The organism is Acetomicrobium sp., from assembly GCF_059026225.1.
Window position 1 is genome coordinate 341,177 of record NZ_JBWQOQ010000002.1, and the last position, 23,509, is coordinate 364,685.

At 50.7% G+C, this 23,509-nt stretch carries 26 protein-coding genes; 25 read left to right on the plus strand and 1 reads right to left on the minus strand.

Annotation, left to right across the window (positions count from 1 at the left end; translation table 11 throughout):
- Window positions 1-23 precede the first annotated feature (23 nt).
- The 5 genes from AC5SXE_RS02740 (at window position 24) to AC5SXE_RS02760 (ending at window position 5,554) form a co-directional block, all read left to right on the plus strand.
- Complete coding sequence (locus AC5SXE_RS02740) at window positions 24-1,994, plus strand: TRAP transporter permease (protein ID WP_310848246.1); 1,971 nt, start codon at window positions 24-26, stop codon at window positions 1,992-1,994.
- A 46-nt stretch (window positions 1,995-2,040) separates the two neighbouring features.
- Window positions 2,041-2,730: a CoA transferase subunit A gene (locus AC5SXE_RS02745; RefSeq protein ID WP_493916506.1), complete on the plus strand. Its 690-nt coding sequence runs from the start codon at window positions 2,041-2,043 to the stop codon at window positions 2,728-2,730.
- The gene (locus tag AC5SXE_RS02750; RefSeq protein WP_310848241.1) at window positions 2,714-3,406 is read left to right on the plus strand and encodes a 3-oxoacid CoA-transferase subunit B; all 693 of its coding nucleotides are present in this window, start codon (window positions 2,714-2,716) and stop codon (window positions 3,404-3,406) included. The genes AC5SXE_RS02745 and AC5SXE_RS02750 overlap by 17 nt, the downstream gene beginning before the upstream one ends.
- A complete protein-coding gene (locus tag AC5SXE_RS02755; RefSeq protein ID WP_493916507.1) occupies window positions 3,403-4,587 on the plus strand; it encodes a thiolase family protein in 1,185 nt (394 codons plus the stop codon). Before AC5SXE_RS02750 ends, AC5SXE_RS02755 begins: the two co-directional genes overlap by 4 nt.
- Before the next feature lie 121 nt (window positions 4,588-4,708).
- Window positions 4,709-5,554 carry a MurR/RpiR family transcriptional regulator gene (locus AC5SXE_RS02760; RefSeq protein ID WP_493916508.1) on the plus strand — a complete coding sequence of 282 codons (846 nt, stop codon included), beginning with the start codon at window positions 4,709-4,711 and terminating at the stop codon, window positions 5,552-5,554.
- Here the strand turns inward: AC5SXE_RS02760 and AC5SXE_RS02765 are convergent.
- Window positions 5,549-6,757, minus strand: coding sequence for an aminotransferase-like domain-containing protein (locus AC5SXE_RS02765; protein ID WP_310849285.1), 1,209 nt, complete (start codon window positions 6,755-6,757; stop codon window positions 5,549-5,551). The genes AC5SXE_RS02760 and AC5SXE_RS02765 overlap by 6 nt on opposite strands.
- A 158-nt stretch (window positions 6,758-6,915) precedes the next feature.
- Here AC5SXE_RS02765 and AC5SXE_RS02770 point away from each other — a divergent pair, with 158 nt between their 5' ends.
- The 20 genes from AC5SXE_RS02770 to AC5SXE_RS02865 all read left to right on the plus strand — a co-directional run bounded on the left by AC5SXE_RS02770 (window position 6,916) and on the right by AC5SXE_RS02865 (window position 23,460).
- Window positions 6,916-8,205 carry a TolC family protein gene (locus AC5SXE_RS02770; protein WP_493916509.1) on the plus strand — a complete coding sequence of 430 codons (1,290 nt, stop codon included), beginning with the start codon at window positions 6,916-6,918 and terminating at the stop codon, window positions 8,203-8,205.
- A complete protein-coding gene (locus AC5SXE_RS02775) occupies window positions 8,202-9,356 on the plus strand; it encodes an efflux RND transporter periplasmic adaptor subunit (RefSeq protein WP_493916510.1) in 1,155 nt (384 codons plus the stop codon). The genes AC5SXE_RS02770 and AC5SXE_RS02775 overlap by 4 nt, the downstream gene beginning before the upstream one ends.
- Before the next feature lie 14 nt (window positions 9,357-9,370).
- Window positions 9,371-10,084 (plus strand): ABC transporter ATP-binding protein, encoded by a 714-nt coding sequence (locus AC5SXE_RS02780; RefSeq protein ID WP_493916511.1) that lies wholly within the window; start codon window positions 9,371-9,373, stop codon window positions 10,082-10,084.
- A complete protein-coding gene (locus tag AC5SXE_RS02785; RefSeq protein ID WP_493916512.1) occupies window positions 10,081-11,310 on the plus strand; it encodes an ABC transporter permease in 1,230 nt (409 codons plus the stop codon). Before AC5SXE_RS02780 ends, AC5SXE_RS02785 begins: the two co-directional genes overlap by 4 nt.
- A 128-nt stretch (window positions 11,311-11,438) precedes the next feature.
- Window positions 11,439-11,672, plus strand: a complete 234-nt coding sequence (locus AC5SXE_RS02790) for a hypothetical protein (protein ID WP_493916513.1) — start codon at window positions 11,439-11,441, stop codon at window positions 11,670-11,672.
- On the plus strand, window positions 11,636-12,025 hold the full coding sequence (locus AC5SXE_RS02795) for a type II toxin-antitoxin system PemK/MazF family toxin (RefSeq protein WP_332636573.1): 390 nt from the start codon (window positions 11,636-11,638) through the stop codon (window positions 12,023-12,025). The genes AC5SXE_RS02790 and AC5SXE_RS02795 overlap by 37 nt, the downstream gene beginning before the upstream one ends.
- Before the next feature lie 40 nt (window positions 12,026-12,065).
- Window positions 12,066-12,458 carry a secondary thiamine-phosphate synthase enzyme YjbQ gene (locus AC5SXE_RS02800; RefSeq protein WP_310848222.1) on the plus strand — a complete coding sequence of 131 codons (393 nt, stop codon included), beginning with the start codon at window positions 12,066-12,068 and terminating at the stop codon, window positions 12,456-12,458.
- Window positions 12,459-13,088: 630 nt separating this feature from the next.
- On the plus strand, window positions 13,089-14,780 hold the full coding sequence (locus tag AC5SXE_RS02805; protein WP_493916514.1) for a GspE/PulE family protein: 1,692 nt from the start codon (window positions 13,089-13,091) through the stop codon (window positions 14,778-14,780).
- A 21-nt stretch (window positions 14,781-14,801) separates the two neighbouring features.
- Window positions 14,802-15,926, plus strand: coding sequence for a type IV pilus twitching motility protein PilT (locus tag AC5SXE_RS02810; protein ID WP_493916515.1), 1,125 nt, complete (start codon window positions 14,802-14,804; stop codon window positions 15,924-15,926).
- 7 nt (window positions 15,927-15,933) lie between these two features.
- A complete protein-coding gene (locus tag AC5SXE_RS02815) occupies window positions 15,934-17,154 on the plus strand; it encodes a type II secretion system F family protein (RefSeq protein WP_493916516.1) in 1,221 nt (406 codons plus the stop codon).
- A 264-nt stretch (window positions 17,155-17,418) separates the two neighbouring features.
- Entirely contained in the window at window positions 17,419-18,015 is a 597-nt protein-coding gene (locus AC5SXE_RS02820) for a prepilin-type N-terminal cleavage/methylation domain-containing protein (protein ID WP_493916517.1), read from the plus strand.
- Window positions 18,016-18,030: 15 nt separating this feature from the next.
- Window positions 18,031-18,387 (plus strand): type IV pilus modification PilV family protein, encoded by a 357-nt coding sequence (locus tag AC5SXE_RS02825; protein ID WP_493916518.1) that lies wholly within the window; start codon window positions 18,031-18,033, stop codon window positions 18,385-18,387.
- Window positions 18,365-19,309: a PilW family protein gene (locus tag AC5SXE_RS02830; RefSeq protein WP_493916519.1), complete on the plus strand. Its 945-nt coding sequence runs from the start codon at window positions 18,365-18,367 to the stop codon at window positions 19,307-19,309. The genes AC5SXE_RS02825 and AC5SXE_RS02830 overlap by 23 nt, the downstream gene beginning before the upstream one ends.
- On the plus strand, window positions 19,309-19,935 hold the full coding sequence (locus AC5SXE_RS02835) for a hypothetical protein (RefSeq protein ID WP_493916520.1): 627 nt from the start codon (window positions 19,309-19,311) through the stop codon (window positions 19,933-19,935). The genes AC5SXE_RS02830 and AC5SXE_RS02835 overlap by 1 nt, the downstream gene beginning before the upstream one ends.
- 24 nt (window positions 19,936-19,959) lie before the next feature.
- Window positions 19,960-20,355 carry a hypothetical protein gene (locus AC5SXE_RS02840; RefSeq protein ID WP_493916521.1) on the plus strand — a complete coding sequence of 132 codons (396 nt, stop codon included), beginning with the start codon at window positions 19,960-19,962 and terminating at the stop codon, window positions 20,353-20,355.
- 3 nt (window positions 20,356-20,358) lie between these two features.
- Window positions 20,359-21,264: a hypothetical protein gene (locus AC5SXE_RS02845; RefSeq protein WP_493916522.1), complete on the plus strand. Its 906-nt coding sequence runs from the start codon at window positions 20,359-20,361 to the stop codon at window positions 21,262-21,264.
- On the plus strand, window positions 21,152-22,447 hold the full coding sequence (locus AC5SXE_RS02850) for a pilus assembly protein (RefSeq protein WP_493916639.1): 1,296 nt from the start codon (window positions 21,152-21,154) through the stop codon (window positions 22,445-22,447). Before AC5SXE_RS02845 ends, AC5SXE_RS02850 begins: the two co-directional genes overlap by 113 nt.
- Before the next feature lie 13 nt (window positions 22,448-22,460).
- Window positions 22,461-23,030, plus strand: coding sequence for a hypothetical protein (locus AC5SXE_RS02855; RefSeq protein ID WP_493916523.1), 570 nt, complete (start codon window positions 22,461-22,463; stop codon window positions 23,028-23,030).
- A 7-nt stretch (window positions 23,031-23,037) separates the two neighbouring features.
- Window positions 23,038-23,187 (plus strand): hypothetical protein, encoded by a 150-nt coding sequence (locus AC5SXE_RS02860; RefSeq protein WP_493916524.1) that lies wholly within the window; start codon window positions 23,038-23,040, stop codon window positions 23,185-23,187.
- 81 nt (window positions 23,188-23,268) lie between these two features.
- Window positions 23,269-23,460: a hypothetical protein gene (locus tag AC5SXE_RS02865; RefSeq protein WP_493916525.1), complete on the plus strand. Its 192-nt coding sequence runs from the start codon at window positions 23,269-23,271 to the stop codon at window positions 23,458-23,460.
- Window positions 23,461-23,509 lie beyond the last annotated feature (49 nt).

A 23,509-nucleotide genomic window follows, 5' to 3' on the forward strand; every position in this document is an offset into this window, starting at 1 on the left:
CAAGGGAGGAGGGATATCTTTAAATGGCGGATGACGAACGTACCAATAATACTCAAGCATCTGCAAATCAAGAGCAATCTCGCGAACCCGTCGTTGATGTAGAGGATATTGACGTAAAAAAAATTGAAACGAAAAGACGTGATTTGCATGGATGGCAATGGTGGATAGTTGCGGGTATTGCAATTTCCGCGTCGGCTTTTCACCTGTACACCGCTTTATATGGACTATTGCCGGCCATGTATCAAAGGAGCATTCATTGGATGTTGATGGGCGTTCTCCTTTATTTGCTATACCCGATTTCCGGAAAGCGACCAAAGGACAAAATAGATATATGGGACTGGGGCTTTGCGATTCTTTTAGTGATAGGATGCTTAAATATCCTGCTAAACTGGAATGCTATTTCAGATCGTGAGGGCATGCCTACAGCTTCTGATATTTACCTCGGAATAATGATGATAATCTTGGTAATTGAAGGCGCAAGGCGATCCATGGGTTGGCCCCTCCCCATAGTTTCCATCGTAGCTCTTCTTTACGCCCTTTTTGGACCATATTTTCCGGGACTTCTCGCTCATGGCGGATTTCCGTTTAAGGAACTTGCGCCATTTGAATATCTTCGCACGGACGGCATCTTTGGAGTGCCGCTGGGAGTTTCCGCCTCATTCATATTTTTGTTCGTATTGTTTGGTGCTTTTTTAAGCTCCTCGGGGGCAGGCAAATTTTTCATCGACTTAGCCATCGCCCTGACCGGGCAAAGCCAGGGAGGTCCGGGAAAGGCGGCAGTTTTGGCAAGCGGCTTGATGGGAACGGTCTCCGGCAGTTCCGTCGCAAATGCCGTGACGACGGGAGCATTTACCATTCCCTTGATGAAGGAGTCAGGTTATAAAAGCGAGTTTGCAGGAGCAGTTGTTGCAGCTGCATCTACAGGAGGACAAGTCATGCCTCCTGTCATGGGAGCAGCAGCATTTATTATGGCACAGTTTTTGGGAGTTTCTTATTGGGAAATAGTGGTAGCGGCCGCTGTGCCGGCTACTTTATATTTTGCCTCAATATGGTTTATGGTTCATTATCGTTCGGGCAAAATAAGATTGAAGGAATTTAGCATTGAGGATATGCCAAAACTCAAGACCGTTTTAAGGGAAGGCTGGCATTTGCTCTTGCCAATCATCACCCTCGTCATATTTTTGGCATTGGGCTACTCGCCTGTAAAGGCTGTATTTTGGTCCTTAGCGCTTTTAGTCGTGGTATCGTGGGTAGGTAAAAAGGAATACCGCATGACGCCAAGGCGCATTTTGGATGCCTTGATCAACGGGGCTATTGGTGCCATAGAAGTTGCGGCAGCTTGTGCCTGCTCCGGGATAATCATAGGAGTCATTGGCATTACGGGAGTAGGGCTTGCCTTTTCTTCCTTCGTCTTAAGCCTCTCTCATGGCATTCTTCCTTTAGCATTGATCTTGACCATGATAGGTTCAATTATCCTTGGCATGGGCGTGCCAACGACAGCTCAATACGTCATTACATCTACGCTTGCAGCCCCTGCATTAGCACAATTGGGCGTTCCCTTGTTTTCGGCTCATTTGTTCTGCCTCTATTTCGGTGTTTTGGCAGATGTCACCCCACCGGTAGCACTTGCCACCTATGCTGCTTCAGGCATCGCTAAATCAAATCCCATGAAGACCGGTTTCGTTGCCTTGGCCACAGCTGCGGCGGGGTTTTTGGTCCCCTACATGTTCGTTTATAACCCTTATCTGCTTCTTAAGGGCGAGATATTTCACATTATCTTGGGGTGCGTAACGGCCATTGTAGCAGTCGTAGCCTTATCCGCCGGAATACAGGGCTATTTCCTTTCGAAGCTCAACATTATCGAAAGACTTGCTTTTATGATACTTCCCTTCGGAATAATATATCCTTCTTTATTGGCCAATTTCTTGGCCGTGATGATAGTCATCGCAGTTTTCCTGCTCCAGAAGGTTCGCTTGAGGCAATATGTCCTATAAACACAATAGATTATTATTCGCCTAAAGGGCTAGGAGGTGTAGCATTTTGGCTAAAAAAGTGATTAAGCCTGTCGTATCCGCGGCAGAGGCCGCGAAATACGTTAGGCCCGGAATGAGCATCATGATAGGAGGATTCAATTACGGAGGCGTCCCCTATACGTTGGTCGAGGCTTTAGTGGAAGCAGGAACGGGAGATTTAACGCTCATATCAAATGATACCGCCTATGAAGATGTGGGGCATGGGAAACTGGTTGCAAAGGGGCAAGTAAAAAAAGTCATAGCTTCTCACGTAGGTCTGAACAAAAAAACTGGACAGTTTTACATGGAAGGCAAGCTGGAGCTGGTGCTTTATCCGCAGGGGACGTTTGTGGAGTGCATTCGCGCGGCGGGATTTGGGTTAGGCGGAGTACTTACGCCGACGGGAGTGGGCACCGTGGTCGAGGAGGGTAAACAGGTCATAAAAATAAACGGGCAAGACTATCTTCTCGATTTACCGCTCAAGGCCGATGTCGCCTTCATTAGGGCGTATAAAGCAGATAGGATGGGCAATTTGACCTATTTTGGGACAAATAGAAATTTCAACCCAATAATGGCGACGGCAGCGGATTATGTAGTAGCCGAAGTAGATAGCGTAGTCCCTATAGGGGAGTTGGATCCAAACGAAGTCGTGACCCCGGGTATTTTGATAGATGCTCTGGTTGTAAAGGGGGATAACTATTATGCCAATAGAACTTAGCGAAGAAAGAACAAGACACAGGATAGCGCGGCGTATCGCGAAGGAATTTCATGACGGGGATGTGGTGAACCTGGGAATTGGAATTCCCACGCTCGTCTCAGATTATATCCCCGAGGACGTTCGCATTATTTTCCAAACGGAAAATGGCGCGATTGGTGCCGGTCCCGCCCCCGAGGTGCCGGATCTCAGGTTCATAGGAGCAGGAGGAAGGCCCTTTGTCATAATGCCCGGAGGTTGCTTTGTGGCAAGCGACCTCAGCTTTGGATTAATACGGGGAGGCCATTTAGACGCAACGGTATTGGGTGCTTTGCAGGTTAGCCAGGACGGCGATCTGGCAAATTGGATGGTTCCGGGCAAGATGGTGCCCGGCATGGGAGGAGCCATGGACCTGGTCGTTGGGGCTCGAAGGGTCATAATCGCTACGACGCACACCACAAAGAGGGGAGAACCCAAAATAGTAAGAAAGTGCACACTGCCCTTGACGGCCAAGGGCGTTGTAAAACTCATAGTAACTGAATTTGCAGTATTTTCCATCGAGAAAGGACAAATGAAATTACTCGAGATAGCCCCCGAAGTTACCCTGGAGGATATAAAAGCAATGACCGATGCGGACTTTACTGTGGCGGAACCGCTTATCACTATGCAGGGAGTAGAGGAGGAGGAAGAAGAGGAATGAAAAAAGTAGTCATACTTAGCGCCTGCAGAACGGCAGGAGGCAGGTTTGGTGGCGGTTTGTCCCGGTTTGAGGCATCAGATCTTGGAGCCGCGGCTATAAGAGAAGCCCTAAAGCGCAGTGGGGTCCAGGATGAAGCCATAGAGGAAGTCATCATGGGCAACGGTTGGCAAGCCGGAGTAGGAGCAAATCCCGCAAGGATAGCCATGTATAAGGCCGGATTACCCCAGAGCATACCTGCCTTTACCGTGAACATTCGCTGTGGTTCCGGCATAAGATCGGTCATGCTTGGGGCCGATAAGATACGTCTGGGCGACATCAAGGTCATGGTAGCCGGTGGGATGGAAAGCGCCTCTAACGTTCCCTACATTTTGCCCGAAGCAAGATGGGGCATGAGGATGGGTGACAAAAATGCCATGGACGTGCTTCAAAAAGACGGATTTTTATGTCCTCTTGCAGGAATGTTGATGGGTGAAGCCACCGAGAAATTGGTAGAAGAATTTAACATAACGCGAGAAGAACAAGACGAATTTTCGCTAAACAGCCATAGAAAAGCTTGTAAGGCGACGGAAGAAGGGTTTTTCAAGGACGAAATCATCCCAATGTCATACAGGGACAGAAAAAAAGGCGAAATAGTAATCGATAAGGACGAAATACCGCGTCCGGACACCAGCATGGAAGCTTTGAGCAGGCTCTCTCCGGTGTTTAAAGAAGGAGGGACCATCACGGCAGGTTCCAGTTCGGCTCTGTGCGATGCCGGAAGCGCCCTTGTCGTCGCAGACGGGGATTGGGCCACGGCTAACGGACTGGAGCCCATGGCTGAAATCCTGGGATATGCGGCAGTTGCGCTTGAAGCAGAACGTTTTGGCTTATCGCCGACGCTGGCAATGCCGAAAGCCCTCGAAAAGGCCGGGTTGTCCTTGGAGGATATGGATTTAATTGAGATAAACGAGGCCTTTGCAGCACAGGTTATAGCCTGTCATCGCGTTATGCCTTTCGATATGGAAAAACTAAACGTACACGGCGGAGCCATAGCGCTGGGCCACCCGATAGGTGCCAGCGGTGCAAAGATTTTAACCACCCTACTTTATGCTTTGCAAAACTACGATAAGGAATTGGGAATTGCCAGTGCTTGCATTGGCGGAGGCCAAGGAGTCGCGATAGTGGTTCGACGCTTGAAATAAAAAAATAAAATGTAGCCAACTGCAGATCGCCAGATTTGGTGGAGAAAAGAAAAGCGGGGTATAATGCACAAAAGAGCATGTTTTACCCCGCTTTTTTAACGGTTTGAGAGAAGGTGTACAGATGCCCTTGAGAGATTTAATTCAAAGAAAAATAGATCGATTGCCCAGGGGTCAAAGGGCAGTGGCTCAATACGTCCTGGAACATTCGAGTGAAGTGATGAACCTCACGGCCGCAGAGTTGGGCGAACTCGTGGGGGTTAGCGAAGCCACGGTCATAAGGTTTGCCACTTCCCTGGGCTTTCCGGGTTACCCCGAGTTCAAAGATGCATTGCAGGAATCGTTGCTCGATCAACTAAAAGCACTAGAAAGACATCGACTCTATCAAACGATTGGAGAGGGAGACAACTTCCTTCAAAGCGTGCTTCGCCAAGACCTGCAAAAGGGGATGAGCATTCTATCTATGTTGGATGACGCGTCCCTGGAGGAATTCGCCCGCGTTCTTTGCGACTCATCTTCCATAAACTTAATTGGCCTTAGAAGCGCCAAAGGCCTGGCTATGTACTTCGGTGCCTACCTTTCATGGTTTCTCCCTGAAGTTCATGTCTTGGAAGCCGATATGTTCCTTGAACATGTGATAAATTCGCGAGAAAACAGCTTTTTCATAGGCATTAGTTTTCCCCGCTATACTAAACAAACGGTTGAATGCCTGGCGCTAGCACATGAACTTGGAAGAAAAACGGCTGCGATAACGAACTCCCCCTTGAGCCCCTTAGCGCCTCACGCCGATTTTCTCGTCTACGCTCCCTGTTCTCATATTTCCTTTATCGATTCCTTCGTCATACCCATAGGCTTGATAAATGCAATCCTCTTAAAAGTGGCGGATAATTTGGGTGATTTGGCGACGAAAAAGCTGCAAGAGTTGGAAAAAACCTGGGCACAGTCCGGAATATATGAAGATTCTTTATGACAGATTCTTATATTTAGCTAAGGCTCTGCCGAGCCGCCTTCCTGCCTCTTCGGCCACTTCGGGCGGAGTCTTTGCGAAGGACAGCCGAAGCGTTGAGTTGTCAGCGCTTAAAGCATCCGGATAAAAGGCTGCCCCGGGAACTACCCCCACTTTTTCTTCGAGCACGGCAAATTTAGCGAAGTCGTAGCAGTCCTTCATCCAAGGCACGCGAGCCCATATGAAAAATCCTCCCTGAGGAAGGTCGTAAGTCATGCCATAGGGCGCGGCATTTTCCCCCAAAGACGCGTCCAAGGCGTTTCGCCTCATCATATATGTTGACTTTAAATTCGACAGGTGTGTTTCCATGTCAAGGGAACATAAAAGTTCGTAAACGGTTCTTTGCAGGAAAGCCGAAAGCGATAACTTTGTAGCAAGCGCCAATTCACTCATGTGCGACGTGATTTTTGAAGGTATTACCATGAATCCGCACCTGATGCCCGGGGCGATGATCTTGGAAAAACTGCCCAAGTACAGGACCGCGTCCTCGTCTTCGGCCAAGTTGATGTAACTTCCCTCGTGTTTTCCTTCGTACCTCAAATATCTGTAGGGGTCATCTTCTATTATCAAAAAGCTGTATCGCTCGGCAAGTTCCAAAATTTGTTCCTTTCGCTCGTCCGTGGTTACACAGCCCGACGGGTTTTGGAAGTTGACTACGGTGTAAAATAACTTTACTTTGTCTTTGGCCAGGACCTTTTCCATCTCCTCTATTATCGGGCCGTCTTTGTCCACGGGGACGCTTACAAACTTTGCGCCTTCCTTGCCGAAGGCGAGCAAGGCCTCCGGGTAGGTCGGGTTTTCAACCAAAACGACGTCGCCCGGCTCTACGAAGGCCTCCGATACCAGGTTCAGGCCGTCTTGAGACCCGTTGGTGAGTATTACGTTTTTTCCGCTAAAACCCTTTGGCAGAAGCCCGTCTTTTTTCATCCATTCGGCGATCCACTCGCGGAGCTCAACTATACCCGTAGAAAGCGGATAGTAGCCCAGCAGGTCAGGGTCCGCCAAGGCCTTTTTTGCGGATTCCCTTACCATTTCCACGGGGTAAACATCGCTCGACGGTTCTCCCGCCGTGAGCGAAATTGCGTTGTGCTCTTTGACGAGTATCATCATTTCCGTGATCGCGGATGGTGTGATCCTTTCAGTGACCCTTTTCCCCAGCATTGACATAACGTCCAATTCGACTCCACTCCTTTTTAAGAAATTGACTTTGACATTACGCTTTAACCGCTAAGATAGACGTAAGTTGAAGTGCGGATTACGCCATATAGATATTAAAATAAAATTACAATAAAAGATAGAAAAAAGATAGAAAGGAGTAAAGAACATTGAGGGCCTGGATTAAACGTTCATTGGTTATGGCAGTATTTTCCGCGCTTTTTTGCTCGTTTCCTTTAACTTCATCGGCACAGGGCGTTTTCATAGAAGAAAAAGACGTGTTGACCTTAGCGCAATGCATTGAGATAGCACTTCAAGTCCACCCTGACGTGGTGGGCGCCCAGAAAAAAGTAGAAGCCCAGGAAAGCAGGGTTGGCCAGGCGTCGTCTCAAAATTACCCGACCCTTTCGGCCTCGACCAATTACGCCAGAACTTCCCCCGCCGGCGGAAGCGTCCACTCCAACTACTCAAGCGATGTCTCGCTGTCTCAGCTCGTCACGGATTTCGGTCAAAGGGAGACACAAATCGACATCCAGAAGGAAAACGTGACGGTCACTGAGTTTCAGGCCAACGATAGGCAAAGAAACGTCGCTTACAGCGTGTCTGAAGCTTACTACGGAGTGCTCGCCGCCAAAAGAAACGTGGCTGTGGCCGAGGAAACGGTAAAACAATTTGAGGAGCACCTGAGACAAGCCCAAGGTTTTTATGAGGCAGGCACCGCTCCCCGATTCGACGTCACAAAAGCCCAGGTGGATTTAAGCACCGCCCGCCTTGACCTCATAAAGGCTCGGTCATCCCTTGAAATAGCGTGGAAAACCCTCAACAACGCCATGGGTTTTATGGATGCGCCTTCCTACGACATAGCTGACGACATGGATTTCAAAGTCTATGAGATAACGAAAGAGGAAGCCCTAGAAAGGGCGATGGCAAACAGGCCGGATCTTAAGGCTCAGGAACACAGCGCGGTCTCGGCGCAAAAATCTTTGAGGCTTGCGGCCAAAGGGCAATCTCCAACTCTTTCGGCCTATGCGGCCTATAATTTTGAGGGCAGGGACTTCCCCCTCGACGAAGGTTGGAATTACGGCCTGTCTTTGAGCGTACCGGTTTTTGACGGACATCTCGTCGAATATAAGACGAAGGAGGCCACAGCCAACCTCGAAGAAGTTAACCTGGCTACCGAGTCCATGAAAAACGATATAATTCTCGAGGTGGAGCAGGGGTATTTGTCCTTAATAGAATCCGAGGAGAGGGTGAGAGTCTCTGGTTTGACGGTCAAGCAGGCCGAAGAAAACCTGGAATTGGCCCTTGGAAGGTATGAAGCCGGCGTGGGAAGCCCGATCGAGGTCACCGATGCAACTGTGGCCTTAAACGATGCCAGGAGAAATTACATTCAGGCCCTTTACGATTACAGGATGGCCAGCATGGCGCTTAAAAGCGCGATGGGAGAGAGTATGCCGTGAAAAAAAAGATTGTGGTCCTTCTCATCATAGGCGTTGTATTGTTCGTCCTTTTCGGCAGAAACATGTTTGGCAGCAAAGAAAGCGTAATTTATGAGACGGCTGTGATCGAGCGTCGCGATATAGCTTCTTATGTGACTGCCATCGGGACTGTTTCGGCAGTTACGACCGTGGAAGTGGGGACCCAGGTTTCGGGGACGATTAAAGAGATCTACGTCGATTACAACTCCGCCGTAAAAAAGGGGCAGATGATAGCCCTCATAGATCCCACCACCTTTGAGGCCCAAGTCGAACAGGCGAAGGCCAACCTGATGCAGGCCAAGGCGGCTTTGCAGAAGGCAAAGGCCACGCTTGAGGATGCGCAGAGGAATTTAAACCGTCAAAAGATGCTTTGGGACAGAGATCTTATCGCAAGGAGCGAACTGGACGCGGCTCAGACCAACTACGACCTTGCCCTGGCTGGAGTTAGCGAGGCCGAAGCCAACGTTTATCAGGCGCAGGCCGCTTTAAAGAGGGCGGAGACCGACCTTGGCTATACGAGGATTTATTCTCCCGTGGACGGCATCGTGGTTTCACGCGACGTGGACGCAGGACAGACGGTGGCCGCAAGCTTTCAAACGCCCACGCTTTTTACGATAGCCCAAGACCTCACCAAGATGCAGATCGAAACGAACGTCGATGAGGCAGACATAGGGGAAGTCAAAGAAGGCCTCAGCGTGACCTTTACCGTCGATGCCTATCCCGACACCGTGTTTTCGGGCACCATAAAACAAGTTAGGATAGCTTCAAGCGTGGTGGAAAACGTGGTGACCTACCCGGTGATAATAGACGTTGCCAACCCCGACCTGATGTTAAAGCCGGGGATGACCGCAAACGTGACCATAATCACCGATAAAAAAGAAGACGTCCTTGCCGTACCGAGCGCCGCACTGCGATACAGGCCTTCCGATTATTTGGGAAATACACTGCGAGGCAGGGTCATTTGGGTTTTAGAAAATGGCAAGCCCTCGCCCAAAGAGGTAAAGGTCGGCATAACGGACGGCGCCTACGTGGAGATACTACAAGGCGATTTGAGCGAAGGCCAGCTCGTCGTAATTGGCGAGGAAGCGAATTCTGCTAAGAAATCCAAGGCCAACAGGAGGATGCCCTTCTAGGGGGCGACGAAAAAATGCCATTGATAGAAGTGGAAAATGTGCGAAAGGTCTATAAGATGGACGGCGTGGAATTTGAAGCCTTAAAGGGCGTCTCCTTCACGGTGGAAAAAGAAGAGTTTGTCATCATCATGGGACCATCAGGATCGGGGAAGTCGACTCTCATGCACATATTGGGCGCCTTAGACGTTCCCACCTCCGGCAAATATATCTTAAACGGCAAAGATATCACCAGCATGACCAGGGACGAACTTGCCCGCGTGAGGAACAAAAATATAGGTTTTATATTCCAGGGCTTTAACCTCCTTCCCAGGATGAGCGCCCTGGAAAACGTGGAACTGCCCATGCTTTACGCAGGCTTGCCTGCCGGCGAGCGAAGGGCCAAGGCCAAACAGGCCTTGGATTTGGTCGGACTGCTTGAGTGGGCCGACCACAGGCCCAATCAGCTGTCAGGAGGACAACAGCAGAGAGTTGCCATAGCCCGCGCCCTGGTCAACGACGCTCCCCTTCTTTTGGCCGACGAGCCCACGGGAAACCTTGATTCAAAGACTGGTGTTCAAGTCATGGAAACGCTGACGTATCTAAACTCCGAGCGGGGAATAACCATAGTGCTCGTGACCCACGACAGCGGCATTGCCCGGTACGGCAAGAGGATCGTAAGGGTCCTTGACGGCATGATCTCAAGCGACACGCCCAAAGAAGAAGCCGAAGAGCAGGTGACGATGGGATGATATCTTTTACGGAGACCTGCCGAGTGTCCTTTAGGGCCATAATTTCCAATAAAATGCGCTCAGGTCTTGCCATGCTCGGCATAGTCATAGGCGTGGGCGCCGTGATAGCGATGCTTGCCTTGGGCGCTGGGGCCACTGCGCAGATAAAAAGCGTCATGTCAAGCATGGGAAGCAATTTGCTCGTCATACGCCCCGGCACGGTGACCTCCGGCGGCATCCGCATTGGCGCCGGAAGCGTTCCTTCTTTGACCTTAGATGACGCCAAGGCCATAAAGGCGGAATGCCCATCGGTTGAAGAGGTCCTGGCACAATTTAACGGATCGGCTCAAATCGTTTACGGAAATCAAAACTGGTCCACTCAAGTTACGGGCGTGACGGTAGGCGTTTTCGTGGTGAACGATTGGAAGTTGACGTCTGGACGTCCCTTTACGGATCAGGACATGAGAAGTGCCACCAAGGTGGCCATATTGGGCTCTACCGTGGCGCGTGAGCTCTTCGGCTATTCCGATCCGGTTGGGGAGATAATCAGGATAAAAAAGATTCCCTTTCAGGTGATAGGTGTATTGGAATCAAAGGGGGAATCAAGCTGGGGGAGGGATCAGGACGACATAGTCATGGTGCCCGTCACCACGGCGCAAAAGAGGCTCTTTGGCATGCCCAGGCCCAACATGGTTTCCTCCATTACGGTCAAGGTCAAGTCCGAGGACCTCATGTCCGTGGCGCAAGAAGAGGTAACTTTGCTTTTGAGGCAGCGACATAAGATAACTTCTTTTCAAGACGACGATTTTACCGTTAGAAACATGGCCCAGGCCATGGAGGCGGCCCAACAGTCAACTAAGGTGATGTCCCTGCTCTTGGGCTCCATAGCCTCGGTCTCCCTGCTCGTGGGCGGCATCGGCATAATGAACGTCATGCTCGTCTCGGTCACCGAGCGCACCAGGGAGATAGGCATACGCATGGCCGTTGGCGCGACGTCCAAGGACATAATGCTTCAGTTTTTGGTCGAATCGGGCATGCTTTCCATGACGGGCGGTTTTGCCGGGGTCCTTTTTGGCACCCTTTTGTCACGCATCTTATCCGGTGCCTTTGAGTGGCAGACGGTCGTGCTCCCCGGTTCCATAGCGTTGGCCTTCGGTTTTTCCGCCCTGGTGGGCATCGTCTTCGGTTTGTACCCGGCCTACAAGGCGTCGCTTTTAAATCCCATAGAGGCCCTGCGATACGAATGATTGTTAATATCCCTTCGCTATTATGAGGCAGCTCATGCTCAGCGGGCCGCTTGACCTTTGCTTGTTAGGCCCTATAATAATAGTACTATTTATTGGTCCCTATAATTGGGGCTTAAAGGAGGGTTATTATGAAACAGGTCAAAATTGGTCTTGACGAATCACACATAAATTTTCTTGCTCAGTTTAAGCGTCTGGGCTTCAGGGATAAAAGCGAAATGGTGCGCTTTGCGCTGGAACGATATTTGACGGAAATGACCGAACAGCGGCTGCGGGAGTCGGCGTCGCTCTATGCCCAAATTTACGAAGAGGACATCGAAACCCGCGAATGGACAGAAGCGGATACGTCAGAGTGGCCGGCATGAGCGCGCTAAAGCGGGGAATGGTGATCGATATCGACCTGGATCCCGCAAAAGGTTCCGAAACTGGAAAAATAAGACCCTGCATAATCGTTACGAACGACGTTTATAACGAGCGCGTACCGGTAGTTCAGGTGGTGCCCCTAACGTCATGGAACGAAAAAAAGGCCAGGATCATCACAAATGTCGAAATAAATCCAACTTCCCAAAACGGACTGACTAAAAAATCCGTAGCCGATTGCCTGCAGACAAGGCCCGTGGATTACGGCAAACGCTTCGTCAAGGTACGGGGGGAGCTTGAAGAAGACGTATTGTTAAAAATCGACGAAGCCTTAAAAATTGTCTTTGATCTCAAGTAAACTTTCTCTTCTGCGACCTTATTGGCGGGAGGTGTAGTATATGCTTGTAAGCCATGAATTGCGCACGAAGGCCCGCGAGGAGTTTGTTGACATAACGCGTACTGTAGAAGAGGACGTCAGGTCTTCCGGCCTGAAAGAAGGCCTTTGTGTGGTTTACGTCCCCCATACCACGGCGGCCGTGACGATAAACGAAGACGCCGACCCAAGCGTCAAAGAAGATATACTGAGGCAGCTCAAAGTCTTAGTCCCCCGCGATGGCAATTATTCCCACGGGGAGGGCAATTCCGATGCCCACATAAAATCAAGCCTGCTTGGCGTCTCGCAAATCATACCCATTCACGAAGGCCGTCTCGTGCTCGGCACATGGCAAGGTATATTTTTCTGCGAGTTCGACGGGCCGAGAAACAGGCGCTTTTATGTTTTATTAAAATAAAATGTTCACAGATAAAGTACACGTGGCGGACACATATAGTTCCCCTGGATCTAGTTATATGGATCTAGTTATATTGGATATAGTTATGGGGTCACCAGGTGACCCGGGTTAGGTCACCACGTGTCCCAGGGTGGGTCATCACGTGACCCCGAGGGGATCACCACATGTCCCGGTGTGGTGCGTCAGGCGACACAGGTGTGTATTCCCGGCGAACTTAAGTTAAATTTTCAGGCAGAAAAATTTTCATTATTTTGAATTTTTTGCCCATTTACCTATTGCCAAAAAAACTCTATCGTGCTATAAAGTAGAAAAATACATATGATAACGGGGAAGCGATGAACCTTTCGCATTTTTAAGACGGGCGCAAGAGCGAAGGGTGAGCGAAATGCGCGACCGGCCCCTTGAAGGTAATGGTTACCTCAAAGGGCTTTATTTTTTGGGACTATACAGCGTCGAGCAATCAGAAATTATGCCGGTTTGGCGGAGCATGAGAGGCAGGTAAGACATAAATCTTTTATGTAGTCAGGTTTTGCAGTGCTGTTCATGTACGATGAAGCTTTAAAACAAAGCCTTGTCATAATATCGCTTATTTGATGCGATTTAGATAACGACCGTTTTGGGGGGTCTTGAATGAATAAGAGGGAAATACAGTATGAAAAAAAGCCGCTTATAGGCCAGATACTCGTCGAGCAGGGTTACATCCTGCCCGAACAGTTGGATTTGGCCCTAAAGGAGCAGACCGTGACCAACCTGCGCATTGGCGAAATCCTGGTCAAAAACGGGTGGGTTACGGAGAAGGACTTGGCCGAAGCCATATCAAAGCAGACAAATCTGCCCTTCGTGTCCTTGTCCATGTTTCGTCCCATGGAGGAGGCCATAGACGCCATCCCCGAAAGTATGGCCAGAAGGCTCGAGGTCGTGCCCCTTTCGATTGATGAAAACGCAAATAAGCTGACCGTTGCCGTCTCCGATCCCTTCAATATTTTAGCCCTTGATGAGATCAGAATGATAACAGGTATGGATGTGGACGTCGTCATAGCCACCCTTTCCGACATCAAACGCGCCATAGAGACTCTTTACGCCTTAAGGTCGAGCATAGACGAAGCGCTGGTTGAGGTAGTGGAAGAAAGAGGGGAGTTCGACTTATCGAAGGGGGAAGAGGCCGTCTCCATAGACGACGCTCCCGTCGTCAAGCTCGTAAACACCATATTGGGACAAGCCGTCGATAACAGCGCCTCGGACGTGCACGTTGAGCCCTTCGAGAACGAGACGCGAGTCAGATACAGGATCGACGGCGTCTTATTTGACATGCTCACCTTCCCAAAGCACCTTCATCCCCCCGTGTCATCGCGAATAAAGATAATGTCAGGCATGGACATCGCCGAAAAGCGCCACCCCCAGGACGGCAGGATACTCCTTCGCGTGGCCGGCAGGCGCATAGACATAAGGGTCTCGAGTTTGCCCGCCATTTACGGCGAGAAGCTGGTCATGCGCTTGCTCGACCAGGCCACAGCCATGGTGGGCTTAGAGAAGCTCGGACTGGACTCTGACGAGAGAGTGGTCCTGGATAAAATCATAGAAGTTCCCTACGGCATCATATTGGTCACGGGTCCCACGGGAAGCGGAAAATCGACGACTCTTTATTCCGTCATTCAAAACCTTAACTCCTACGAGGTCAACATAACGACTGTAGAAGACCCGGTGGAGTACACCATAGCCGGGGTAAATCAGGTGCAGATAAACGAAAAGGCGGGGCTTACCTTCGACACGGTCTTGAGGTCCATCTTGCGACAGGACCCCGACATAATACTGGTGGGCGAGATGCGCGATACCGAGACGGCCCAGCTGGCCGTCAGGGCAGCACTCACGGGGCATTTGGTTTTGTCAACCCTTCATACGAATGACGCTCCAAGTTCCATCGTAAGGATGATCGACATGGGGATACCTCCCTTCCTGGTGTCTTCATCGGTGGTTGCCGTGATGGCTCAGAGGTTGGTAAGAAAGCTTTGTCCCCACTGCAAGGTGCCCTACGAATTGCCCTTAGACGTGGCCGAAAGCCTTGGGCTGGACGGTTTTACGAAGGTTTACAAGCCCCTAGGCTGCGACGAATGCCGCGGGACGGGCTACAGGGGGAGGACGGCAATTTTCGAGATCATGCCCATGTCCGAGGAATTAAGAAGGGCCGTGATGACGGGAGCAACTTCCGATGATCTTCGAACCATGGCCATAAGTCAGGGCATGAGGACCCTTCGGGTCTCGGGAGCCAAAAAGGTGACGGAGGGAATAACCAGCGCCGACGAAGTCCTGTCGGTGACGCTTTGATATCTGAGGGGTGAGGAACTTATGGCATTAGAAATCAGTCTCAGGGAATTGTTCGGTGAGGCGGTGAAAAAGAATGCCAGCGATATCCACATCTCGGTTGGCATTCCTCCAGTCCTGCGCGTGGACGAAAAACTGCACCCCCTCAAACATCCCCCCCTTGATCCGGGGGACGTGAGGGACGTAATAACTACCCTGCTCACGGAAGAGCAATTTGAAAGTTACCTGAATAAAAAAGAGCTGGACTTCAGTTTGCATTATGCCATCTCAAGCGAGGGCATGAGCGTTCGTTTGAGGGGTAACTGTTTCTTCGAGCGGGGCAACATGGCCATGGCATTCAGGGTCATTCCCAAGACAATTCGCCTCATAGAACACCTCATCCTCCCAAAACAGCTCCACGAGGTTGCAAGAAGACGTCAGGGCCTTTTTTTGGTGACGGGGCCCACGGGCCACGGCAAGTCAACGACCCTGGCCGCCATAATACAGGAAATTAATATATCGAGAAGTTGCCACATCGTGACCATCGAAGACCCCATAGAGTATTTGTTTCACTCGGACAGGTCGATAATACACCAGCGCGAGATAGGCATCGACACCACGAGCTTTGCCGAGGCCCTAAAGAGAGTGCTTCGTCAGGACCCCGACGTGATAATGATAGGCGAGATGAGGGATTTGGAGACGGTGCGCGCCGCTCTCACTGCGGCCGAAACGGGACACCTGGTTTTGGCGACGCTTCATACGCCCGACGCTCCTCAAAGCATCGATCGGATCTTGGACGTCTTTCCTCCCCATCAGCAGGACCAGGTCAAGCTCCAGCTTGCAAACGTCCTGATAGGCATATGTTCACAGCAGCTCATACCCCTTCCCGGCGGAGGCAGGATGGTCGCCACGGAGCTCATGTGGGCCGTGCCGGCCGTGCGAAACTGCATAAGGGAGCGAAAAATCCACGGATTGAAAAGCATCATCCAAACCGGGCTGGACCAGGGCATGCACACCATGGACCAGGATTTGGCCCGCTTGGTAAAGGAGGGCAAACTGCCCTACGAACTGGCCGCCTCTTATGCCTTCGACATCAAGGACCTGGACAGGATGGTCTTCGGCGAGGGCACGTCCGCCTTTGCGGGCGAAGGCGTCATGGGGAGGAGGTGAGCGGTAAATGCTTTATCGCTACAAGGCAAGGTCAAGCGACGGCAGGATAGTTTACGGCAGTCAGCAGGCGCAATCCAACGCCCAGGTCCTTCAATGGCTCAGGGAAAGGTCTCTTTATCCCATAGAAGTTGAGGAGGCAAAGGAGCGCGCCGCTAAGTCCCTGAAGGAAAGGCTGGAAACTTACTCGACCATAAAGCTCAAGGACAAGGCCGTTTTCTTCAGACAGCTGGCCACGATGCTCGAGGCTGGCATCATCTTGGGCAGTGCCCTGGACATGCTTGCCGAACAGACGGAAAACAAGCGCTTTGCCGGGGCCATAAGGGAAATAAAGACCATGGTTGACAGAGGCACATCATTGAGTGCCGCCATGGCGACGAAGAAGGAATTTTCAAAGCTCATGGTGGCCATAACCAGGGCAGGAGAAGAGGGAGGAGTCTTGGAATCGAGCCTGGACCGTCTTGCAACCTTCCTCGAACGGGAGGACGAACTGAGGAAAAAGATCGTGTCAGCTTCGACCTACCCCGCCGTGGTCATGAGCTTTGCCCTGCTCGTGGTGTTTCTTTTGGTGACGGTGATAATGCCCCGCTTTGCCGACGTGTTCACCGACATAGGCGTAGAGCTTCCCCTGGTGACGAGGCTTTTGTTCACGGTTTCCGTGTGGTTGAGCCACCACTGGTATTTGCCCCTAGGGCTGGTCTTATTGTTAATTTTAGGAATTTATGCCCTGTCAAAAAACAAGGGGACAAAGAAAAGGCTCGATGCCTTGAAGCTGAAACTTCCCTTGTTCGGCGACATATCGAAAAAATCGGTCCTTGCCAGGACATTCAGGACCTTTGCCGCCCTTGTCCAGGCCGGCGTTCCCATACTTTCTGCCCTTGAGATGACGGCAGACGTCTCGGGAAACTCCGTCATCGAAGACGCCTTCATTCAAATGTCAGATCAGGCAAAAAGGGGAGCTTCCCTGGGCGAGACGGCAAAAAAGATCATGGTGATCCCCCCGCTGGCGTCTCACATGATCACAATAGGCGAGCAAACGGGCAGGCTTGAAGAGATGGTGGATAAAGTGGCCGACTGGTTCGAATTTGAGCTGGACGAAAAGATCAAGAGGCTTACTTCCATACTTGAACCCGTGCTCATAGTCTTCGTGGGCGGGGTGGTGGCCCTCGTCGTCTTTGCCGTATTCATGCCCATAATTGGTTCGATTCAGGGCTTGCTTGCGGGAGCGTGAGGTGATAAAATCAAGCCAACTAAAAATTCAATAAGGCATCACGGGGAAGCTTTAGACCCCTTCTTTCTCTTAAAATTCGGGCGCCGAAAGAAGGGGGGCGAGTGGCGCGACCGGCCCCCAAAGTTTCTTAGGAAGACTTTGCGGGCCGGTCTTTGTCTTTTAAAAGGAGGTGGTCTCAGGACACGTGGGCGGATTTATCTTTCACAGGAGTTTAAGAGGGCAAGAGCTTGAAATGCAAGCAGGATTTAAAGGAGGATGGTAAAAGTGGTTGGTGAGATGAAAAAAAGGCTTCAAAGGAAGGGCGCAAGAAGGGGCTTCACGCTGGTTGAGTTGCTGATCGTTATCATCATCATAGGCATACTGGCGGGAGCGATGATGCTGGTGGCGGGCGCAAGCAGGGATTCTGCGGAGGCGTCGAAGATAATAAGCGACCTTAGGAACGTAAAAGCCGCAGCTGTGATGCTGTTGGCAGAAAGTCCTGAAGGTTTTTCGGGGGAAACTTGGGAAGGACTTGAAGCAAACCCGGCTCCTATTAATAAATTTCTGGATAGACCATTGATAGAAGGTAAGCATCGTTTTAAATTTGTAGTGGGAACCGTAAAGATAAGTGAGATAGAGAAGATTGTAGAAGAAGAGACAATTACAGAAGATGTAACGCAGGATGCCTGGTATTTGGGATACGATTTAGACGCTAAAACAGGCACATACGATGCAGTGAGGAGCGGTGTGAAATCTAGTTTGGCGAAACAAGCTCAAACCGCTGGTCTGTATAAAAATACAGCTATCGATATGACTGAGGGCGACCCGGGATTTTTCACGGGTGCCGATGCAGAAAAAGTAGTTTACATACTCATCCAATAACCCGGGTGGCCTGACATGAAGCGGCGCGGTTTCTCCCTGATAGAAGCTTTGGTGGCGCTGATGCTGTTGGTTGTGGCGCTGATACCCATGGCGGCTGTCCCCGCGGCCACGAGCAGGCTCTATATGGCCTCGGCCGCCAGGGAGCAGGCCGCGCTGCTTGCCGTTCAAAAGCTGGACGAGCTTGAGGCAAAAAAACTCAGTGAACTATCGGGCGGGTCTCAAACGACCGGCGGTTACAAAATAGATTGGACCGTCGGAGACGTAGTAGACCAGCAAAGGGAAGTGGCGGTTACCGTCACATGGGGCGGCGGACGCAGTAAGCTTGAAGTCACAAGGCAGGTGAGCGCCGGTGCTTATAAGACGTCAACTTAAACCGCGTCAGGGCTTTACGCTCGTTGAAGTACTCATTGCCGTGGTCATTTTGTCCATAGTGTCCATTGCGGCGACAGGGCTGTTTTTTGCCTTCACAAAGCACTTCGAGCAGTCTTCAGACCTTACTGCGGCCCGCCAGCGAGGCGAGATGGTGTTGTCCCGCCTGGAGACGGCCGTCCTCCAGGCAGGGCTTTCCATGCCAAACAAGACGTCCGACTTTGAGAAGGTCTTCGTCGTGGGCACGGACATCAACCTGATCACGTCCTTGAGGAATGCCATCAGCGGATGGAACACGCCCATGTACCCTGCTGACCTCGTCACCGGGACGGATTACTACAGGCGCATCGGTATAGTTTACTCCCTGAGCTCAAATATAGGTGTACTGGAAGACGAGCACAACGTAGCCGCCAATAGCGAGGCCGTCCTGAAATTGTCGGAGGCTTGTCCGTCGGGCTGGATAGCACAGACTTCGACCGGCAGGAGGACCGACGGCTGGGTGACATTTTCGGGGTGTCAGACTCCTTTTGCAGTAACTGGCATTAATAATACAGCTGACCCGCCAACGCTGGCCGTAAAGTCGTCGCGTGTTGACCTCATTCCCTTTTTTGCCGAGCTTCAGTACGTGCGGGCTTTATGCGCCTACGTCGAATCTCCTGGCGGTACGTCACCGCACTTTTATGTGGAGGACGTGACGCGAAGTCCTGCACAGCCCGTATCCGAAGGCGTATCTCAGGTGCTTTTTTCCTTCGATGACGATAGCAATGTTTTGACGGTCCATTTGTTAGTGCGGGGAAACCGCAAGTTTCCCGGAGAGGTCACCTCGGGCGATGTGCCGGGCTGGCCGCTTACGGGCACGGTTACAAGCGAGGACAGGCATTACAGGCTCGTTGCCATGTCAGCCTCCTGGAGGGTGAGGAACTGATGAGAAAAAAAAGAAAGGCCATAGCACTGCCTCTGGTGTTGGTGATAGTGCTCGTTGGAGGTGCTCTCGTGGCGGCGGCCTTTTATATAACGGAAAATTACTATTCCAGCGCCAAGCAGACCGTGACCGGCACCCGCCTTTACAACGCCGCCGTGAGCGGCATCGAGGAAGGCAAGGGGTGGATTTATAAGAACATGAAGCTGGGACATATCCCGCGCTGGACGGATATAGACGGCGACGGCATGCTTTCGTCTGCGGACAAGCCTGACGGCGCTACATACACTTACGAGGCTCTCATTGCAAGGGTCAGCTCGACCGACAAAGGGGTTTTTGATATTACCACCGAAGACGGGATCAAATTGCACGTTGTGGTTTACGACCTGGCCTACGAGCCGCATCCCGATCTGATGGACGATTACAAAAAGGGCTTTCCTCCTGCCATTCGTCCCCAGCTTGAAGAGGGAAGCTCTGTAGTAAGGCCAAGCTACGCAGTCGTTGGCAGGGGCGGAGGTTCCACGGGCGAGGGCGCACCGGGCAGCGATATAGGCGTTTATCTCATACGATGCACCGCCACTTACAAAGACAGGACGAGCACCGCCGAACAGGCGGTCGCCATGCGGTTTTAGAAACCGCAAACGGGGGTGTAACCCATGAAAAAGTTTTTATCAAATATTGGTGTTTTAAAACGCGCCTTTGTACTGGTGGCGGTGGCCTTTGCCGTCATTGTCGCCGGCCAACTTGGGATTTTGCCTCAAGCTGCTGCCGAGCCGCCGGTCCTGCCCAGCTGCAATAAACCTCTGCCTGAGGGTTATGCTCAATCCGTCCAGCCAAACGTCCTTCTTCTTTTGGACACGAGCGGGTCGATGACGTTTAGGAGCGACAAGAACATATCGACTTACGGGGACGGCAGTAAGCCTTATAAGTACGGTAATAATGTTTACAGGTACTTCGGGTGCGATTTGGATAGTTCAAATAACGATCCCACTAAACCCTTTAACTACCATCCTAACCTTGTATATATTGATGGCGCAGATTTACCAGGATGAAGCATGCAATATTTTGATCAATACGACGATGGACGATACCTTTATCCGAACGACAGCCGCATGTATAAATTAAAATTGGTCCTGTGGGAGATCTTAAACGATCCCGGACTGGTTTCAGGATTGCGAATTGGGTTGGCCACGTACTTTCAACAAGAATATAATAATGTTCCTTCGGTGACTTCAGGTTCATGGTACAGGTGGAGTCCTACCTCAAATGGAACATTACAAGCTATTTCTTGGAAAGGTAGCACTACTGGAGATAAAGATCGTATGAAAAGAGCTTTGCTTAGAAGGTTTTTTAGATCCACTGACGAGCCAGGAAGTATAGAAGAGATAACACAGTGGATAGATGGTGTTGAAAGTTCGAATAACCCCGAACTGCGTGCCCATGGTGACACGCCGCTTGCAGCGTCCATTTACGGGGCGGACAAGTCTCAAACCAATAATGCACCTTATTATGGCGATACCAAGGATTTTTTCCTTCTTAAAAATATTAAAAATCCCTTCGATGATTCTAGTGATGATTCTAGTGATAAGAAGATAAGTGCCATAAACGCCTGGTGCCAGCAAAACTGGCTGATTGTGCTTACAGATGGGGAGGATACTTTAGGGGGTGATCCTGTAAAGGCTGTACAAGATCTTTACAATGAATACAACAAAAACGATTGGCCTGTTTTTAAAGACAGCAAAGGAAAGGAACACAAGGCCCAGCCGGTCAAGACCATGGTAATTGGTCTTATAGACCCCGAGGCACAGTGTTTCGAGCTTAGCGAAGACTTTGAACCGCATGGCCGACATGGGAGACGACGGCATCGAAAACAACGACGAAACCGAGAACAAGAACCCAAGCTATGCCTATTTTGCCACCAATGTGGAGGAACTCATGAAGGCCTTCAAGGACATATTTAAGAAAATTCAGAGCTTCAATTCGACCGGGAACGCTCCACTCGTGAGCCCGCCCATAGGAGGCCAGGAAGGCGGGGTTTACGTGCCTAACTTCGTGCCTCGTGTGGAAAGACAATGGGCCGGCCATTTGTATAAATATACACTCGATACGAATGGAGCCATGTCCGAATCTTACGAATGGGATGCCGCAGACAAGCTAAATGCCAAACCCTACAGCGCTCGAAACGTTTTTACCGTGAACTGGAAGGACGGAAATTGGAAGCTTGACTTCAAGGAAGGCAATGCTTCGACTTTGGCCCCGATGCTCGGGCTTACCCAACAAGATCAGGCTTCTAAGTTCATAAAATGGGTCCTGGGCAGCGACGAGTGGGACGAAGTCCCAGGATCTGAGAGATCTGAGAGATACAAGCTCGGAGACATATACCACAGCGGTATAGCGGAAATAGGACCCCCGAGGGGAAGCAACCCTCACGAGCTTTACATGCAGTTTAAGGCGGACAACGCCAACAGGGAAAAGCTGGTCTATGTTCAGGCGAACGACGGAATGCTTCATGCCTTTAGCGCCGACACTGGAGAGGAAAAGTGGGCCTTCATTCCTCCAAACGTGCTGGCAGAGGGGCGAATGGCGGGCATGAAGCAGGACATTTCACAAGACGGGACAGTAACGTGGTTGAATAAGGAAAAATCAAACCCGCGGTATCTGCTCGACGGCACGATGACGGCAGAAGACGTCTTGCTTAGCGATGGCGACTACCACACTGTCTTGCTTGGGCTTTTGGGCTACGCCGGGCCGGGCCTTTATGCCCTGGACGTCACCGACCCCGATAAACCTGAGTTTATGTGGGCTGTGGAAAACGCCATATACAATCGCAAGGGAGACGAAGTGCTTCCGAGCGCAGATAAAAATTTCTTTGTTTCCTATTGGGCGAGAAGCGGTGATGCCGTTACACGCACGAATACTCAACGCGAGAATATAGAAGATTCAAGCGACTTGAACTACAAAAGCCTGCGCTTTACCCAGAGCACGCCCGCAATTGGTTATGTACCGGTCCCGAATGGAACACTGCCAAATACGTGGGTGGCAATCATGGGAAACGGCTCCCAGATGCGCATCAACGAGGGCTTTTCCATTGCAAGCGTTTACGTCATAAACGTAGAAAATGGCAAATTGCTCAGGGTGCTTTGAAAAAGAGGGTTCTATGAAGCAAATGATCACACCTGCTGCAATAATCTGGACCGGTTCTACCCGCCTGGCCAAGTATTTTTACATCGGAGACGATAACGGCATCATATACGAAGGAAATTTGACGAGTTCGACCCCTAGTGACTGGTTGTTGGAGCCGGTCTTCGATTTAGAGGGCTCCGTAGGACCCTCCTACATACTGGATACTGCTTATATTGACCGCAATAAGTGGATTTTCATCCTCACCGGTGATTATGAAAATCTGATGAAGGACGATCCCGAAAAAAAGGCCGACTACATGGTAGCTGCCAACATTTCTTCGGGTGCAAGTGAAGAGAACAAGCTTATGAAAATGAACGAGCTTATGAAATTGGACCCTGAAGATGTAAAAAGTGTCAGCACAAGCGCCAAAGGGTGGTATACGGAGATACCCAAAGGAGAAGGTGCTACGACACCCCCGGTTTACTACAACGGCCACATCTTCTTTTCCACCTATATACCATCGCAAGGATCCCTGCAGCGTTGGAACAAGCCGAATTTACGTCTTAAACGCCACTACCGGCAAAGGTGCCTGGTCTGGAGGTAAAAAATACGTGGAGCTGGAGGGCGTCAAGGTCTCGGGCATAGTTATTTCCGAAGGGCGCGTTTACGCAGGCGTCACGGATTATCCACAGGTTGATGCTGAACTTCCAGAGGAATTGGGCGAAGGGGTTGAGTATCCAGAGTGGATTATTGGCCTTTGACGTTCCGCCCGAGGTTGCAAGCTGGGATTCTGCATACCCAAGCGGCGTCATGGTGCCCTCTTACTGGAGGAGGTGGATACCATGAAGATAATTAAGCTCTTTATGATCTTTTCTGTCCTCTTTCTTTTTATCGCTGTCCCCATTGCAAATGCCGGTCCTTCCGAACCGGACGTTTACTACGGCATGCTGTCAAAGCTTCAATTGGACCCGCCATACGCTTTTCTTATCCACTGCAGTGGCACAGGGCTTAAAAAATTTATATGGGCTGGTTGACGAGACGCTTTTCATTGGAGCAGACGACCAAGAGATGACGCCCAGACAG

Coding starts and splice junctions, on each gene's coding strand:
- AC5SXE_RS02740 (WP_310848246.1), top strand. CDS start 24: ATGGCGGATGACGAACGTACCAATAATACTCAAGCATCTGCAAATCAA.
- AC5SXE_RS02750 (WP_310848241.1), top strand. CDS start 2,714: ATGCCAATAGAACTTAGCGAAGAAAGAACAAGACACAGGATAGCGCGG.
- AC5SXE_RS02755 (WP_493916507.1), top strand. CDS start 3,403: ATGAAAAAAGTAGTCATACTTAGCGCCTGCAGAACGGCAGGAGGCAGG.
- AC5SXE_RS02760 (WP_493916508.1), top strand. CDS start 4,709: ATGCCCTTGAGAGATTTAATTCAAAGAAAAATAGATCGATTGCCCAGG.
- AC5SXE_RS02765 (WP_310849285.1), bottom strand. CDS start 6,757: ATGTCAATGCTGGGGAAAAGGGTCACTGAAAGGATCACACCATCCGCG.
- AC5SXE_RS02780 (WP_493916511.1), top strand. CDS start 9,371: ATGCCATTGATAGAAGTGGAAAATGTGCGAAAGGTCTATAAGATGGAC.
- AC5SXE_RS02785 (WP_493916512.1), top strand. CDS start 10,081: ATGATATCTTTTACGGAGACCTGCCGAGTGTCCTTTAGGGCCATAATT.
- AC5SXE_RS02790 (WP_493916513.1), top strand. CDS start 11,439: ATGAAACAGGTCAAAATTGGTCTTGACGAATCACACATAAATTTTCTT.
- AC5SXE_RS02795 (WP_332636573.1), top strand. CDS start 11,636: ATGGACAGAAGCGGATACGTCAGAGTGGCCGGCATGAGCGCGCTAAAG.
- AC5SXE_RS02800 (WP_310848222.1), top strand. CDS start 12,066: ATGCTTGTAAGCCATGAATTGCGCACGAAGGCCCGCGAGGAGTTTGTT.
- AC5SXE_RS02805 (WP_493916514.1), top strand. CDS start 13,089: ATGAATAAGAGGGAAATACAGTATGAAAAAAAGCCGCTTATAGGCCAG.
- AC5SXE_RS02810 (WP_493916515.1), top strand. CDS start 14,802: ATGGCATTAGAAATCAGTCTCAGGGAATTGTTCGGTGAGGCGGTGAAA.
- AC5SXE_RS02815 (WP_493916516.1), top strand. CDS start 15,934: ATGCTTTATCGCTACAAGGCAAGGTCAAGCGACGGCAGGATAGTTTAC.
- AC5SXE_RS02825 (WP_493916518.1), top strand. CDS start 18,031: ATGAAGCGGCGCGGTTTCTCCCTGATAGAAGCTTTGGTGGCGCTGATG.
- AC5SXE_RS02835 (WP_493916520.1), top strand. CDS start 19,309: ATGAGAAAAAAAAGAAAGGCCATAGCACTGCCTCTGGTGTTGGTGATA.
- AC5SXE_RS02840 (WP_493916521.1), top strand. CDS start 19,960: ATGAAAAAGTTTTTATCAAATATTGGTGTTTTAAAACGCGCCTTTGTA.
- AC5SXE_RS02845 (WP_493916522.1), top strand. CDS start 20,359: ATGCAATATTTTGATCAATACGACGATGGACGATACCTTTATCCGAAC.
- AC5SXE_RS02850 (WP_493916639.1), top strand. CDS start 21,152: ATGGGAGACGACGGCATCGAAAACAACGACGAAACCGAGAACAAGAAC.
- AC5SXE_RS02855 (WP_493916523.1), top strand. CDS start 22,461: ATGAAGCAAATGATCACACCTGCTGCAATAATCTGGACCGGTTCTACC.
- AC5SXE_RS02865 (WP_493916525.1), top strand. CDS start 23,269: ATGAAGATAATTAAGCTCTTTATGATCTTTTCTGTCCTCTTTCTTTTT.